This window comes from Mesorhizobium sp. B2-8-1, assembly GCF_006440955.1.
Taxonomy (GTDB): Bacteria; Pseudomonadota; Alphaproteobacteria; order Rhizobiales; family Rhizobiaceae; genus Mesorhizobium.
Window position 1 is genome coordinate 16196 of sequence record NZ_VFTX01000015.1, and the last position, 15640, is coordinate 31835.

At 62.9% G+C, this 15640-nt stretch carries 13 protein-coding genes and 1 tRNA gene; 11 read left to right on the forward strand and 3 right to left on the reverse strand.

Going from position 1 to position 15640, the window contains the following annotated elements:
• The first annotated feature begins 49 nt into the window (after window positions 1-49).
• Complete coding sequence (locus tag FJ428_RS28590; protein WP_140500555.1) at window positions 50-922, forward strand: MBL fold metallo-hydrolase; 873 nt, start codon at window positions 50-52, stop codon at window positions 920-922.
• An 84-nt stretch (window positions 923-1006) separates the two neighbouring features.
• Here FJ428_RS28590 and rpoH read toward each other — a convergent pair whose 3' ends face one another.
• Window positions 1007-1918 (reverse strand): RNA polymerase sigma factor RpoH, encoded by a 912-nt coding sequence (rpoH, locus tag FJ428_RS28595; protein WP_027023478.1) that lies wholly within the window; start codon window positions 1916-1918, stop codon window positions 1007-1009.
• 211 nt (window positions 1919-2129) lie between these two features.
• Window positions 2130-3185: an RluA family pseudouridine synthase gene (locus tag FJ428_RS28600; protein ID WP_140763786.1), complete on the reverse strand. Its 1056-nt coding sequence runs from the start codon at window positions 3183-3185 to the stop codon at window positions 2130-2132.
• Between the two features lie 25 nt (window positions 3186-3210).
• Here FJ428_RS28600 and FJ428_RS28605 point away from each other — a divergent pair, with 25 nt between their 5' ends.
• The 4 genes from FJ428_RS28605 to FJ428_RS28620 all read left to right on the forward strand — a co-directional run bounded on the left by FJ428_RS28605 (window position 3211) and on the right by FJ428_RS28620 (window position 4975).
• Window positions 3211-3609: a fimbrial protein gene (locus tag FJ428_RS28605; RefSeq protein WP_140517879.1), complete on the forward strand. Its 399-nt coding sequence runs from the start codon at window positions 3211-3213 to the stop codon at window positions 3607-3609.
• A gap of 13 nt (window positions 3610-3622) precedes the next feature.
• Window positions 3623-4030: a VOC family protein gene (locus tag FJ428_RS28610; protein WP_140525467.1), complete on the forward strand. Its 408-nt coding sequence runs from the start codon at window positions 3623-3625 to the stop codon at window positions 4028-4030.
• Window positions 4031-4119: 89 nt separating this feature from the next.
• Window positions 4120-4194 (forward strand) — tRNA-Glu (locus FJ428_RS28615).
• A 421-nt stretch (window positions 4195-4615) separates the two neighbouring features.
• Window positions 4616-4975 (forward strand): hypothetical protein, encoded by a 360-nt coding sequence (locus tag FJ428_RS28620; protein ID WP_224519158.1) that lies wholly within the window; start codon window positions 4616-4618, stop codon window positions 4973-4975.
• Between the two features lie 179 nt (window positions 4976-5154).
• Here the strand turns inward: FJ428_RS28620 and FJ428_RS28625 are convergent, their stop codons facing one another.
• Complete coding sequence (locus tag FJ428_RS28625) at window positions 5155-5358, reverse strand: hypothetical protein (protein ID WP_140500562.1); 204 nt, start codon at window positions 5356-5358, stop codon at window positions 5155-5157.
• A gap of 304 nt (window positions 5359-5662) precedes the next feature.
• Here FJ428_RS28625 and FJ428_RS28630 point away from each other — a divergent pair, with 304 nt between their 5' ends.
• The 6 genes from FJ428_RS28630 to pstB all read left to right on the forward strand — a co-directional run bounded on the left by FJ428_RS28630 (window position 5663) and on the right by pstB (window position 15617).
• A complete protein-coding gene (locus tag FJ428_RS28630; RefSeq protein WP_140525468.1) occupies window positions 5663-6586 on the forward strand; it encodes a DUF2865 domain-containing protein in 924 nt (307 codons plus the stop codon).
• 608 nt (window positions 6587-7194) lie between these two features.
• Window positions 7195-11331, forward strand: coding sequence for a PAS domain-containing protein (locus tag FJ428_RS28640; RefSeq protein ID WP_181167423.1), 4137 nt, complete (start codon window positions 7195-7197; stop codon window positions 11329-11331).
• A gap of 517 nt (window positions 11332-11848) precedes the next feature.
• Window positions 11849-12907, forward strand: coding sequence for a phosphate ABC transporter substrate-binding protein PstS (gene pstS / locus FJ428_RS28645; protein WP_140517885.1), 1059 nt, complete (start codon window positions 11849-11851; stop codon window positions 12905-12907).
• A gap of 65 nt (window positions 12908-12972) precedes the next feature.
• The gene (gene pstC / locus FJ428_RS28650) at window positions 12973-13962 is read left to right on the forward strand and encodes a phosphate ABC transporter permease subunit PstC (RefSeq protein WP_140880643.1); all 990 of its coding nucleotides are present in this window, start codon (window positions 12973-12975) and stop codon (window positions 13960-13962) included.
• 3 nt (window positions 13963-13965) lie between these two features.
• Window positions 13966-14817, forward strand: coding sequence for a phosphate ABC transporter permease PstA (pstA, locus tag FJ428_RS28655; protein ID WP_140500572.1), 852 nt, complete (start codon window positions 13966-13968; stop codon window positions 14815-14817).
• Window positions 14814-15617, forward strand: a complete 804-nt coding sequence (gene pstB, locus FJ428_RS28660; RefSeq protein WP_140561568.1) for a phosphate ABC transporter ATP-binding protein PstB — start codon at window positions 14814-14816, stop codon at window positions 15615-15617. Before pstA ends, pstB begins: the two co-directional genes overlap by 4 nt.
• Window positions 15618-15640 lie beyond the last annotated feature (23 nt).

Consider the following 15640-nt stretch of genomic DNA (forward strand, 5'->3'; position numbering starts at 1 on the left):
CTCTGGCAGAGAAAATCATTCCTGTCTGGCTAACGGAGGGGACGTCGGATTGGACATAGGTTCGGCAAAGCCTGAGGTCACCGGTTTCCACGACAAGCCGACCGGCGCCATCCAGTATGTCGTCGCCGACCGGGTGACGAAGCGGTGTGCCATAATCGATCCGGTCCTCGACTTCGACGAGAAGTCCGGCGCAGTTTCGACAGCCAATGCCGATGCGCTGCTGGATTTCGTCAGGGCGGAGGGACTGAGCGTCGAATGGATTCTCGACACCCATCCGCATGCCGATCATTTCTCGGCCGCGCAGTACCTGAAGCAAAGGACCGCGGCGCCGACGGCGATCGGCGAGAGGATCGTCGAGGTCCAGAAATTGTGGAAGGCGATCTACAACTGGCCGGATTTCCCCGCCGACGGCTCGCAGTGGGACCGGCTGTTCGGCGACGGCGAGGTTTTTCGGGTGGGAACGCTTCCAGCAAGGGTGCTTTTCTCGCCCGGGCACACGCTGGCGTCGATCACCTATGTGATCGGGGATGCAGCCTTTGTTCACGACACGCTGTTCATGCCCGACAGCGGCACGGCAAGGACGGATTTTCCCGGCGGCAGCGCCGCGCGCCTGTGGCACTCGATCCAGGGCATTCTGGCCCTGCCGGAGGACACGCGCGTCTTTGTCGGCCATGATTATCAGCCCGGCGGGCGCCAGGCGTTATGGGAGAGCACGGTTGCCGCGCAGAAAGCCGACAACATACATCTTGCCGCCGCGCGCGGCGAGGCCGAATTCGTTGCCCTGCGCGAGGCGCGCGACCGGACATTGCCGATGCCGAGGCTGATCCTGCATGCGCTGCAGGTCAACATGAATGGCGGACGCCTGCCGGAACCGGAAGCCAATGGCCGACGGTATCTGAAATTTCCGCTGGATGGGCTTTGAAGCAATCACAGCACCCGCTGCGGTATACAAAAGGCGGCGCCAGTCTCCTGACGCCGCCGTTTTATCTTGTTGCCGATGCCGGCTTTAAGCCGCCGGCTGCGCCTCGATGGTGCGCAGCGCCTGGGTCTGGCGCTTGGCGGCGGCCTTGACGGCATCCTGCACCTTCTCGAAAGCGCGCACTTCGATCTGGCGCACGCGCTCGCGGCTGATGTCGAACTCAGCCGACAGTTCTTCCAGGGTCAGCGGCTCATCGGCGAGGCGGCGCGCCTCGAAGATGCGCCGTTCGCGTTCGTTGAGCACCGCAAGAGCACCCGACAGCATGCCGCGCCGGTTTTCCAGCTCGTCCTGCTCGATCAGCATCTCTTCCTGGCTTTCGTGGTCGTCGACCAGCCAGTCCTGCCATTCGCCGGACTCGCCTTCCGTCGCCCGGATCGGCGCGTTGAGTGAGGCGTCGCCCGACAGGCGGCGGTTCATCGACACGACTTCCGCTTCCGAGACGTTCAGCCTCGTGGCGATTTCGGCGATCTGGTCGGGCTTGAGGTCGCCGTCGTCAAGCGCCTGGATCTTGCCCTTCACCTTGCGCAGGTTGAAGAACAGACGCTTCTGGTTGGCGGTCGTGCCCATCTTGACCAGGCTCCACGAGCGCAGGATGTATTCCTGGATCGAGGCCTTGATCCACCACATGGCGTAGGTCGCGAGGCGGAAGCCACGCTCTGGTTCGAATTTCTTGACGGCCTGCATCAGGCCGACATTGCCTTCCGAGATCACTTCGCCAATCGGCAGGCCGTAGCCGCGATAGCCCATGGCGATCTTGGCGACGAGCCGCAAATGGCTGGTGACGAGCTTGTGCGCTGCGGAAGTGTCCTCATGCTCGGCATAACGCTTGGCGAGCATGTACTCTTCCTGCGGCTGAAGCATCGGAAAGCGGCGGATCTCTTCCAGGTAGCGGCTGAGGCCGCCTTCGCCGGAAACGATACTGGGTAGTGACTGGGCCATAATAGCGCCCCCTCTCTATTGGAGTGATGCCCCCGAAACGCGGCGGGCATGTGACGCGAGCACCAAAGGCTCGCTCGCGACATCAGATATATACAGGAACAAAACCAGAAAAGACAGGCATTTGTTCAACACGAAACAGTGTGTCACGCTGAAGTGAACAACGCCAGTCAGGTTTTTTGATGGTTGATTTGAAGCTTGCCGGGCGGCGGATTCAAAGACTGCGAAAGCCGCCGACGAGTTCCTCCATGTCCCTCGGTATCGGTGCCTCGAACCTCATCGATAGATGGGTAGTCGGATGGCGAAATTCAAGGAGCCAGGCGTGCAAAGCTTGCCGGGAGAAGGCCTTGACCTGGCTTCTCAGCGGTTCGGGCAACCGGTTGGCCTTGGTGCGAAAGGCTTGGCCGTAATCGGGATCACCGAGCACCGGATGACCGATATGGGCCATGTGGACGCGGATCTGATGGGTGCGGCCGGTCTCCAGCCGGCATTCAACCAGACTTGCGGTTGCGAATTCCTTTTGGTTTTCGCCGAAGCGCTCCTGCACCGCAAAATGGGTGACGGCGTGGCGGGCATCGTCGCGTCCTTCGGGTACTACGGCGCGACGCACACGGTCGGCGGCGCGGCCGAGTGGGGCATCCACCGTTCCGGCCGGCCGCTGCGGTATGCCCCAGACCAGCGCCAGGTAGGCGCGCTCGAGATCGCCTGTCAGGCCGTGATCGGCAAAGGCCTCCGAAAGCGCCTTGTGGGCGCGGTCGGTCTTGGCCACGACCATGACGCCGCTGGTTTGCTTGTCGAGGCGATGAACGATGCCCGGCCGGCGCACGCCGCCGATGCCGGACAGGCTGTCGCCGCAATGATGGATCAGCGCATTGACCAGCGTGCCGGTCCAATTGCCGGCGCCGGGATGGACGACAAGCCCGGCGGGTTTGTTGATGACGATCAGTTCGTCATCTTCATAGAGGATATCGAGGGCGATGTTTTCCCCCTGTGGCTCCGCCGGTTCCGGCTCCGGCATGGCGACCGAGACAGTTTCGCCCGGCGACATCTTGCGCTTGGTCTCGACAACGGCCTTGCCGTCGACCAAGACCGCGCCCTGCCTGATCAGCATCTGCACGCGGCTGCGCGACATTTCCGGGCCGAGCCTGCCTGCCAGCCACTGATCGATGCGCTGGCCGGCATCGTCGGCGCCGGCCACGAGCACGATCGGTTCTGCCTGCATGAATTGGTCCTCTATCAATCCGGGGGCCTCTTCGTTATGAGCGCTCATCGAGAATCGTTCCGGAATGTTTGCCATGGCCCGCCCCGCCGCCGACGAAGACGCCGTTGTTGAAGGCGGGGAAAAGCCGCTCAACCCCGAGATCGAAAAGGTGCGCGGCAGGCTCATCCGCTTCATGGCCATCAATCTCGGCCTGCTCTTGCTGGCCCTTATGGTGGTGATCGCGGCGATTGTCTACAAATCACGCAAGGCAGCGCCGGTGAGCCCGCCGCTGGCCGGCGACATCCAGGTGCCCGCCGGCGAACCGCTCAGCGGAGACATCGTGCTGCCGGTCGGCGCCAGGGTGGTCAGCCAGTCGCTATCCGGCAATCGCGTCTCGATCGAGGCCGAACTTGTCGATGGCAGCCGCACGATCTTCGTCTACGATATGGGCGAGCGGCGCATAATCGGCCGCTTCGCAATCCGCAACAAATGAAGCCCGGCGCGCAATGACCGGCTTTGCCGAAAACCGTCATATCGCCACCGTTGCGCTGGTCGTCGACAGCTATGACGAAGCAATCGACTGGTATGTCGAGCGAATGGGCTTTGTGCTCCTGGAGAATGTGGACCTTGGCGGCGGCAAGCGCTGGGTGACGGTCGCGCCGGCCAGCGGGCGCGGCGCGCGGCTGCTTCTGGCCGAGGCCTCCGACGAGGCACAAAGGAAGAGCATCGGCAACCAGACCGGCGGGCGGGTTTTTCTCTTCCTGGAAACCGACAACTTTGCCCGCGATCATGCGGCGATGGTGGCGAAGGGCGTCGAATTTCGCGAGCCACCGCGCTTGGAGCCCTACGGCACGGTGGCGGTTTTCGCCGATCTCCACGGCAATCTATGGGACCTGATCGAGCCAAAACGCTAGCAGCAGCCAGCTTTTTCTTGATCCCGGGAAAGCCGGCGGACCCCAGTTGCTTTTTCTCCGCCGCCAGCCTATATCGCCGGTTCTTGAACGCGCCCATCGTCTAGCGGTCAGGACACCGCCCTCTCACGGCGGGAACAGGGGTTCGATTCCCCTTGGGCGTACCAAGAAGGCGACGGCTCAGCCGTTGATGATCCCTCCAGCATCAAACAATGTTCAAGGCCTCCGCGGAAGCTTCGTCATATGCGCGCATATGACCGCATGGAGCGCTGGCAAAAGCCGGGCTCGGAGCTATGGCATGGCGGCTTCGATTAACGTTTCGTTTACCTATAATCTGTCTATTGGAGACAATTCACCCGCGACCACGGATGTACTGGCGCTGCGGTGAAAACAAAGGTCGGCCCACTGCCGGCCTTTTGTTTTTTGGCCGGCCGCTGCGGGCAGGGCTGCCTCCAATGCTTTCGGCAAGAGCTTTCGCCAAAGCATATTGCCCTTGCCATCTCCAGCCCTACCATCAATCCTGACGATCGCACGCGGGCGGCCGGAAGGGTCGACGGTGGAGGAATTGCAATGAAAAGAACCGCTGGAATGCTCCTGATTAGCGGCGCATTGGCGATTGGCGCCACCTGCCCGTCGGCTGCCGCCCAGCTCAACACGATGGACGAAGTCGGCACGGCGATCCAGGCATGCTGGACGCCGCCGGCGGATGCTGGAAATTCCATCGTCACTCTGAGCTTCAGCTTCAAGCGCGACGGCACGCTGCTTGGTCCGCCACGGCCGACCGCCGCCAAGGTGGCCGGCGACGACAAGGCGCGAAAGTCGTTCATCGACGCCGCAATGACCGCGGTGAAGAATTGCACGCCGCTCAGCCTTTCGCCGCAACTGGCGCAAGGGATTGCCGGCAACGTGTTCACCTTGCAATTCGTATCTCCCAAGATCGGCCAATAGCTGTTTTCCGCAACTCTCCGCGCAGGGCGCGCCGCGGCTTAATGCGCTAGAGCCGTTCGGCGTTCGGATCGCCGATCCCGCTTCAATTTTTTACGCAATCCTGACGGAAAACGTCTGCCAGCCAGCCGCTCAGGTAGCGACTACCACCAAACCATCTCGCCCAGCACCGCCTTCACCGGTCAGTGGCTGGTACGCCGCGCCTCGGCGTGCCGCGCCAGGTCGGGTGTCTCGAAGACGTAGTCGTTCCAGGCCGATTCCGGGATTTGCCCGGCCAGATAGCATTCCAGCAGCAGGTTTTGCTCGGCGCTCAGGGGCCTCGGATCAAGTCCCAGGGAATGAAAAAGATTTCTTGTCAGTTCCGATACCGTGACCTGGATCGACATCTGCGTTCTCCTTCGCGCTTCAACGCGAAAGGACGGGCAAAGGTTTCAGGGCCCGTTTCCGGTAACGCCGGAGTGATTCGGCAGGCCTGCCAGCCGTCGGTCCGGCTGCATTGTTTTGCAGTTCGTCTCAATCTTGAAATAAAAATGCAATATTGAATTCACAGAGGTTCTTCTATTAAACTAAAGACAAGTCTCTCAATGCATGGAGACTAGAAAGATTAGATAAAACTCATTTAGCGAAAGCTTACCGAAGTCGAAAGAGTTGTCATTCCAGGTTCTCAGCAACAAGGACCGCGTCCTTCCGATGATCCGTTTCTGGTCCCCCATGATGATCGCGTTCGTCACCCTGACCGTGCTCGCGCTCGGCATGTCCAGTTCTTATGCCGACAGTTGCAGTGCAATAAGAAATCAGTTGTCTTCGGCCGGCCGTGGCGGCGGCACGAGCCCCGAGCTTGCCCAGTTGCACCGCCAGCTTGCCGCGATCCAAGGCATCGAGAGGCAGCGCAAGTGTACGGCGAAAAATTCCCTCGGTGGTTTCTTCAACGCATGCGCCGATCTTGCCAGGAACAGGAGCGAGGTGCAGCGCCAGATCGCTGCGGCCTCCAATTCAGGCCGGGACATGTCGGGGCTGCGGGCACGCTTTGTCGCGCTTGGCTGCGCGCCAGCGGCAAAGCGCGCGGCGGCGAAGACCCAATCGGTGTCTGCGGCGGCGCCAGCGGCGAGGGCAACGGGCGCCGGCAACGCGATGCTGTTCTGCGTGCGCCTTTCGGATGGATATTTCTTCCCAGCACCCAAGTCGCAGTTCGCCGGCAGCGACGATGTGAAGGATATGGCCGATCAATGCCGCTACATCTGCGACGAGCCGGGCGTCGACCTCTATACGCTCAGCGACGTCAGCCTCGAAACCGAAAAGATGGTCTCTCTCGACACGCGCAAGCCCTACACCGATCTGCCGACCGCATTCCGCTACCGCGACGACGTCAATTTCAAGGCATGTGACCTAAAACGCTACTACAGCAGGGTCGCCGAATTGAGGGCCCGAACGGTAACGCCCACAAACATGACCAATGCCATCATCCCCTTGCCGTCGGCCAAGCCGGACCTCGGCAGCGTCGCGGCAATTCCCGCGGCGGACGCCGAAGCCTCCGGGGCGGCCCAGCATCAGTCGATAGAGGCCGGCAAGCGGCCGGTGAGAATAGTCGGCCCGGCCTTCTTCCCAGCCGAATGATCATCCGCCCCCGGTTGTAGGCGCCGGTTTCTCAGCCAAGGTCAGTTTTGGGTGGCACCCATCAGTCGCAGACCATGCGAACCCTCTTTCCGGGTTCGCTGACATTCCTGCATGCCAGGGGCTTTTCCTCATCGGAGGACGGCGGAGGTGGCCTCGAAACTCTTGAAAGATGACGTCTCGGTGCGGCGCGCGGCGCGGGCCTGCGCTCGGAAAACCGGGTTGGCGGTTGTGGCGGCGCCGGAAAAGCGCCGTTTTCCATTCCGGACGGCCCGTATTCCACATTGGGCGGCGGCCGGTCCCAGAAACGCCGGGCATCGAGCGGGCGCGGAATGACGACGGTGCCGTCATAGCTGCGCGAACAGCCGCTGCCGAAAAGCAGCGCCGCGCTCAGCAAGCAAGGCACAATCCGTCCAAACATCAGCAACACCCCAATATTGGCTTATAGCGCGGCTTCGATCAGGCCGACAACCGGGCGCAATGGCGCAGGCCAGGGCCCGTCCGGTGCGCAACGGCTTGTTAAGGTTAGCGGATCGTTAATGCTTCTCGGGCACATTCCGCCGACGAACCGCGGAGGGAGGGTTCGGCCTTGGATTCGGGGTGGGGACGGCATGGCTGAAGCGAACGAGACAGCCGGCGTGCGCGGCGAGCGCGGGTCGGGCGAAATGGCGGTGAACGACGCGGCTTCGTTCACCGCAGGCATGGATTTGGCCATGCTACGCCAGCTGGTCGAAACGGGCTCGGACTGGATCTGGGAGACCGACGCCGAGCTGCGCTTTTCCTGGCTTTCGCACAACTACCAGGCGGTCACGGGCATCGACCCGGCCGCCGTGCTCGGCCGCTTCCGTTTCGATTTCCTGAAGCAGGTCCTGAACGGCAACCGCAGCGCGGCAATGCATCTGGAGGATCTGCAGGCACATCGGCCGTTCCGTGACTTTGTCTACGAACTGAAGGGAGGTCGCGCCGATTGCCGCTGGGTGCTGACCTCAGGCTTTCCACGCTTCGATGACGAGGGGAAATTCGCCGGCTATCGTGGCATTGGACGCAATGTCACGGGATTGGCCGTCGCCTTCGAAGAACTGGAGCAGAAGCAGCAAGGAGAGGCGTCTTCGGGAGGCCTTCCCGACCTTCGCACGATGGTCGATTCGATGCCGATCGGGATCATGGTCCTCGACGCCGACCTGCGCGCCGAAGTGATCAACCAGGCCTTCTACAATTTGTGGAAAATCGATCCCCAGCGCGCCGGGATCGGCTCGGGCTTCCGCGAGTTGATGGAGGCCAGCCGCGCCGTCGATTCCTACGGCGCAGACGACGTTGCCTGGCGGCGCCATACCGCCGAGCGCGAGTCCGAGATCAGGGCCGGCGTCGCCGGCTCGAGACAATTGCCGCGCAATGACGGGCGTACCCTGGTTGCGTCGCTGGCCCCGCTGGCCGGCGGCAAGCGGCTCATCTCCTATGTCGATGTCACCGACATGAAGGATCGCGAGGCCGAGCTGGCCGACGCGCTGGAAAAGGCGCGACTGGCGGAAGCGGTGATCAACGGCGTCAAGGATCCGATCTTCGTCAAGGATGACGATCTGCGCTTCGTCTTCGTCAACGAGGCGTTTGCGGGCCTGTTCGGCCAGACCCCGCAAACCATGCTTGGCAAGCCCGGCGGCAATTTTCTCGCGCCGGCCGAGGTTGCGCTGTTCGAGAAAAGCGAGCGCGAGGTGCTGGCGACCGGGCGGCCTTACGAGGTGGAGGAAAGCTTCGAGGTCGACGGCGTCAACCGCTCGCGCGTCGTCAGGAAGAACCGCGTTAGAATGGTAAGCGGCCGCAACTACGTGGCCGGCTTCCTCTTCGACGTCTCGGACATGAAGGGCCGTGAGACCGAGGCGCAGGACGCCCGCAAACACCTGGCCAGCGTGCTGGAATCGCTGCCGGCCGCCGTGATCATCTACGACCGCGAGGACAATTTCGTTTTCGCCAACCGCAAGATGCAGGACACGCTGCCGGCGTTGAAGCCGGCGTGGCAGCCCGGCCGCACCTTCCGCGACGCGCTGGCACTCGGTCATTCGGCTGGCTATTTCCGCTCGAGCGGCGATCCGCGGGTCGATGCGCTCTATGATGGCGATCTCGATGGCTGGCTGGACAGCATCCTCGCCCGCTACCACCTGCCATACTCATCCTTCGAACGTCTCAATCCCGACGGCCGCTGGTATCAGGTTTATGACATGCGCACCGATGACGGCACGTTCATCGGCGTGCGCGTCGACATCTCCGAGATCAAGAGCCGCGAAAAGGCGCTGCACGATTCGATGCGGCAGATCGACCTGTTCCGGCACGTGCTGGACGAACTGCCCGTGGCCGCCTTCATCAAGGCGCAGGACCTCAGCATCGAGTTCGTCAACAAGGCCTGGTGCGCGATCACCGGGCTCGCCAAGGAAGACGTTATCGGCCGCACCGATCGGCAGCTGTTCGGCGACGGAGATGGAGAAAGCTACAGCCTGGACGATACCGAGGTTGCCCTCACGGGCAGCGTCAGGGAGGTCGAGGAGCCCGTCACCCATCGCGACGGCACGGTGCGGCAGTTGATGACGCGCAAGAGCCGGCTGGTGGCGCTGGACGGATCGGTGCATCTGGTCGGCTCCAGCACCGACATCACCGAGGTCAAGGCGCGCGAGCGGGCGCTGGAAGAAAGCATGCGCGAGAACGAGGTGTTCCGCAGCCTGATCGACAACGTGCCGGTGTCGATCTATGCCAAACGCTCCGATCTCAGGCAATTCTACGTCAACAAGGGCTGGTGCGATCTCACCGGCTTCAGCAAGCAGGACGCGATCGGCAAGACCGATATCGAAATTTTCGGGCCCGACGGCGAAGCCTTCGTCAATGGCGACCTCGCGGTGCTACGCAGCGGCGAAACCCAGGAGGTCGAGGAGACGGTGATGCTCCCGGACGGCAGCGTGCGCCACCAGTTCGCCCGCAAGGGCGCGATGATCGCGTCCGACGGGTCGCTCTACCTGATCGGGTCGACCACCGACATCACCGAATTGAAGCTGCGCGAGGCGGAACTGCGCGAGGCGCGCCAGCGCGCCATACTTGCCGACCGCGCCAAGTCGGAATTCCTCGCCAATATGAGCCATGAGATTCGCACCCCGATGAACGGCGTGCTGGGCATGGCCGAACTCCTGGCCAAATCCGATCTCGATCCGAAGCAGAAGACCTTCACCGACATCATCGTCAAATCGGGCAACGCGCTGCTCACCATCATCAACGATATCCTGGATTTCTCCAAGATCGATGCCGGCCAGCTGGTGCTCGATCCCGCCCCCTTCAATCTCGCCGAGGCGATCGAGGACGTGGCGACGCTGGTGTCGACGCGGGCCAAGGAAAAGGACCTCGAGCTCATCGTGCGCATCGAGCCTGGGCTCGAAAGCCTGTTCATCGGCGATGTCGGCCGCATCCGGCAGATCGTCACCAACCTGCTCGGCAATGCGGTGAAGTTCACCGAAGAAGGCCATGTGCTCGTCGACGTCACCGGCGAAAGTGTGCCGGACGGAACCAGGCTGACGATCTCGGTCACCGACACCGGGATCGGCATCCCTGAGGAAAAGCTGAAACAGGTGTTCGAGAAATTCAGCCAGGTCGACACCTCCTCGACGAGGCGGCATGAGGGCACTGGGCTCGGGCTCGCGATCACCTCGCGGCTGGTCGAATTGATGGGCGGCGACATCGGCGTGGAAAGCGCCGAAGGCAAGGGGTCGACCTTCTGGTTCACGGTCACGCTGCCCAGGGCCGGACAACAGAACGCGCAGCGCATCATGCCGGTGGACGTGACCGGCGCGCGGGTGCTGATCGTCGACGACAATGCCGTCAACCGCGCCATCCTGACCGAGCAGATGACGTCATGGACCTTCGATTCCTGCGCGGCCGAGAGCGGCGCCGAGGGACTGAAAGTGCTGATCGCGGCCGCCGCCTACGGCGTGCCGGTCGATTGCGTCGTGCTCGATTATCAGATGCCCGAGATGAGCGGCGCCGAGATGGCAGGTGTCGTGCGCAACACCGCCGGGCTTGCCGACACGCCGATCATCATGCTGACCTCCGTCGACCAGTCGCTGGCCAACACCAGTTACCGCGATCTCGGCATTGATGCCCAACTCATCAAGCCCGCACGCTCCTCGGTGCTCCTGGAAACGCTGGTCGCCACCATCCAGCGGCATCGCCACGCCACGCATGTCGCCCGGCCGCTTGCTGTCGAGGGAGACGGGGGGAACGGTCCGCAACCATCGCCAGCGGCTGCGTCGGGGCAACGCGCGTTGCTGCAGCCGCCGCCGGTCAGGCCCCGGCTTGCCGCGACTGGCGGCGAGCAGCGGCTGGACATCCTCGTGGCCGAGGACAATGAGGTCAACCAGATGGTCTTCACCCAGATCCTCGGCGAGACCGGCTACGGTTTCGAGATCGTCGGCAATGGCCGCAAGGCGCTGGACGCATTCGGCAGGCTCAATCCCTGCATGATCCTGATGGACGTCTCGATGCCGGAGATGAACGGGCTCGAGGCAACCGCCGCCATCCGCCGGCTGGAAGAGGAAACCGGCACGCATGTGCCGATCGTCGGGGTCACCGCGCATGCGCTCAAGGGCGATCGCGAACGCTGCCTGGACGCCGGCATGGATGATTATCTGCCCAAGCCGATCAGCCCCAGGGCCCTGCTCGAAAAGGTCGAGCGCTGGGTCGGCGCTGGTCGCCAGGCCCGGCGCAACGCGGGATAGACTTTGCGCCTTCGGCCGGATTGCGGCGAGAATCACCCGGGGCCGGCTGCAGCCCTTCGAGCAAGACTATGGTGCGATCGCACCATATCAAAGCCGGCGTCCAGCCGGGACAATGACGGCATCGAATTTCCGCTCTCTTCTAGTTACGGGCGGGAGCAGCGACCGCCAGTATGAAGCAGCGTCAATCTACCCCAACGGACCTGTTTTTGGCGATGGCCCGGCCAAGACATCCTCTGGCCTCGAGCGACGCGCTCCCGTCCGGCTTTTCTTCGATCAGCGATCCATGCCGAATCCGATGGCTGTTTGGGTGGCCGGATAGCGCAAGTCCCTGATTCCCGAAGGCAAACCGGCGCCATGCCGCAGCCGCTAATCGCCATCGCCTTCCCAGGCGCCGGCGACGCGTTACCGGGCTGACACGAAACTGTCATGCGACTGTTATAATCGAACGCTATTGGCCTCAGCGGGCGCTGGCAAGGAATGGCGCCGAGAGACCATCTTCCGAACAGGAGCAGGCCATATGAGACATTTCATCCGCTCGGCGGCCGTTGCGATCGCAATGGCTGCGGCGTCCACCCTCACCCTTTCCGCGGCAATGGCAGCTGACATCTCCGGTGCCGGCGCCACCTTCCCTTACCCGATCTATGCGAAGTGGGCCGATGCCTACAAGAAGGAGACCGGCATCGGTCTCAACTACCAGTCGATCGGCTCGGGCGGCGGCATCAAGCAGATCAAAGCCAAGACCGTCACCTTCGGCGCTTCCGATGCGCCGCTGAAGGGCGAGGATCTCGAATCCACCGGACTTGCACAGTTCCCGATGGTGATGGGCGGCATCGTTCCGGTCGTCAATCTCGAAGGCATCAAGCCGGGCGAACTGGTGCTCGACGGCCCGACGCTGGCCGATATCTTCGTCGGCAAGATCACCAACTGGAATGACGCGGCGATCGCCAAGCTCAATCCCGACGTCAAGCTTCCCGACCAGGCGATCGCCGTCGTGCATCGCTCCGACGGTTCGGGCACCACGTTCAACTTCAGCTACTACCTGGCCGACGTCAGCGCCGACTGGAAGTCGAAGGTCGGCGTCAACACCGCGCTCGAATGGCCGGTTGGCATCGGCGCCAAGGGCAATGAAGGCGTCGCCAACAACGTCTCGCAGACCGGTGGCTCGATCGGCTATGTCGAATACGCCTACGCCAAGCAGAACAAGTTGACCTATGCCGACATGATCAACAAGGACGGCAAGAAGGTCGAGCCGACGGCGGCGGCGTTCTCGGCGGCGGCGGCCAATGCCGACTGGAGCTCGCAGCCTGGTTATGGCGTCATCCTGGCCAACCAGCCGGGCGCCGAATCCTGGCCGATGACGTCGGCGACCTGGATCCTGGTCTACAAGAAGCCCGGCGACGTGGCGGCGACCGGTGAAGCGCTCAAGTTCTTCGCCTGGTCCTACGCGAAGGGCGACGACATGGCCGGGGCGCTGGACTACGTTCCGATCCCCGACGCGGTCGTCAAGAGCGTCGAGGACATGTGGGCCAAGGACATCGTCGGCGAAGACGGCAAGCCGCTCTATTCCGCCATGTAATCCCTGCTGAACGAGGAGGGCGCTTCACGGCGCCCTCCCTGTCTTCCTTGAAACGCGAGGGCCAGATGACCGCCGTCTCCGAAGCCATGCCATCGTCGGCCGCCATGCGGGCCAGGGAAGCGACGGTCCGACGCTTCGCGCTCACCGATACGATTTTCCGAACGGCGACACGCTTTTCCGCCATCCTCGTCCTGCTCATCCTCGGCGGCGTGGCGATTTCGCTGTTTGCCGGCTCGTGGGAAGCGCTGTCGAAATTCGGGTTCTCCTTCCTGACGACCGAATCGTGGAACCCGGTTACCGAGAATTTCGGGGCGCTGGCCCCGATCTACGGAACCATCGTCACCGCCGCCATCGCTATCCTGATCGCCGTTCCCATCGGCATCGGCATCGCCATCTTCCTTACCGAACTCTGCCCGCGGCCACTCCGGCGCCCCATCGGCATCGCCGTCGAGCTGCTTGCCGGCATACCCTCAATCATCTACGGCATCTGGGGCCTGTTCGTGTTCGCGCCGTTCCTGCAGACGACGGTGCAGCCCTTCATCATCAAGCTTTTCCACGACGTGCCGGGACTCTCCAGCCTGTTTGCCGGCCCGCCCTACGGCATCGGCCTTCTGACCTCGGCGATGATCCTTGCCATCATGGTCCTGCCCTTCATCACCTCGATCACCAAGGATGTCTTCGACACGGTGCCGGCGGTGCTGAAGGAATCGGCCTACGGCATCGGCTGCACGACCTGGGAGGTCACGCGCCGCGTCGTCATCCCCTATACCCGCGTCGGCATCATGGGCGGCGTCATGCTCGGCCTCGGCCGCGCGCTCGGCGAAACCATGGCGGTAACCTTCGTCATCGGCAACGCCCACCGCATCAGCGCCTCGCTGTTCGCGCCCGGCACGACGATCTCGGCGACCATCGCCAACGAATTCACCGAAGCCGACGGCGATCTCTATACGTCTTCGCTGGTGGCGCTCGGCCTGATCCTGTTCGTCATCACTTTCCTGATCCTTGCCCTTGCGCGCTACATGCTGCTGCGCATGGACAGCCGCACGGGAGCCTGACCGATGTCGACGGCCACATCGCTTCACAATCGACGCAAGCGCAGGAATGCCGTGATGATGACGCTATGCGTCACGGCGGCGGGCATCGGCTTGGCCTGGCTGGCGCTGATCCTCGGCGCACTGCTCTATAAGGGCCTGTCGGGTGTTTCGCTCTCTGTGTTCACCGAAATGACACCGCCGCCCGGCGATGCCGGCGGCCTGCTCAATGCCATCTACGGCAGTATCATGATGACAGTCATCGCCGTCATCGTCGGCACGCCGATCGGTGTCCTCGCCGGGACCTACATGGCCGAATATGGCCGCTTCTCGCGCCTCACCACCGTCGTGCGCTTCATCAACGACATCCTGCTGTCGGCACCCTCGATCATCGTCGGCCTGTTCGTCTACGAGTTGCTGGTGCGGCCGATGGGACATTTCTCGGCGATCGCCGGTGCCGTCGCGCTGGCCATCCTGGTCATCCCGGTCGTCGTGCGCACCACCGAGGACATGCTCAACCTGGTGCCGAACGCCCTGCGCGAGGCCGGCGCCGCGATCGGCGCGCCGCGCTGGGTGGTCATCCGCTCGGTCGCCTACCGTGCGGCGCTGTCGGGTATCGTCACCGGCATATTGCTGGCCATCGCCCGCATTTCCGGCGAGACGGCGCCGCTGCTCTTCACGGCGCTCAACAACCAGTTCTGGTCGAGTAATCTCAATGCGCCGATGGCCAGCCTGCCCGTCACTATCTTCCAGTTCGCTCTCAGCCCCTACGAGGAATGGCAGCAGCTGGCGTGGACCGGCGCACTCATAATCACCCTTACGGTTCTCGGGCTGAGCATCTTCGCCCGCAGCCTTACCGGACGCAGAGAGGACAGATGAAACCGATGTTGTCCACCGAGTTGAACACGCCCGAAGTCGCGGTCGAGAAAGCCAAGATCGAGGTCAAGAACCTCAATTTCTACTATGGCCAGTCGAAGGCGCTGAAGGATATCAGCCTGTCGCTGCCCGAGCGCAGCGTCACCGCCTTCATCGGGCCTTCGGGCTGCGGGAAGTCGACGCTGCTGCGCGTCTTCAACCGCATCTACGAGCTCTACCCGAGGCAGAGCGCCGAGGGCCAGGTGCTGCTCGACGGCCAGAATATCCTCGACCGCTCGCAGGACCTCAACCTGCTCAGGACCAAGATCGGCATGGTGTTCCAGAAGCCGACGCCGTTCCCGATGTCGATCTACGAGAACATCGCCTTCGGCGTCAGGCTCTATGAGAAGCTCAGCAAGGCGGAGATGGACGGCCGTGTCGAGCAGGCGCTGAAGCGCGCGGCACTGTGGAGCGAGGTCAAGGACAAGCTCAACGCCAGCGGCCTCAGCCTTTCGGGCGGCCAGCAGCAGCGCCTCTGCATCGCCCGCACGGTGGCGGTGAAGCCGGAGGTCATCCTGCTCGACGAGCCTGCCTCGGCGCTCGATCCGCTGTCGACCGCCAAGATCGAGGAGCTGATCGACGAGTTGCAGGCCGATTATACGATCGTCATCGTCACCCACAACATGCAGCAGGCGGCGCGCGTGTCGAAGCAGACCGCCTTCATGTATCTGGGCGAGCTGGTCGAGTTCGACCGCACCGAGAAGATCTTCACGTCGCCCCGCGAGAAGCGCACGCAGGACTATATCACCGGCCGCTTCGGCTGATCCCAGGCATACGAGGACCAAGA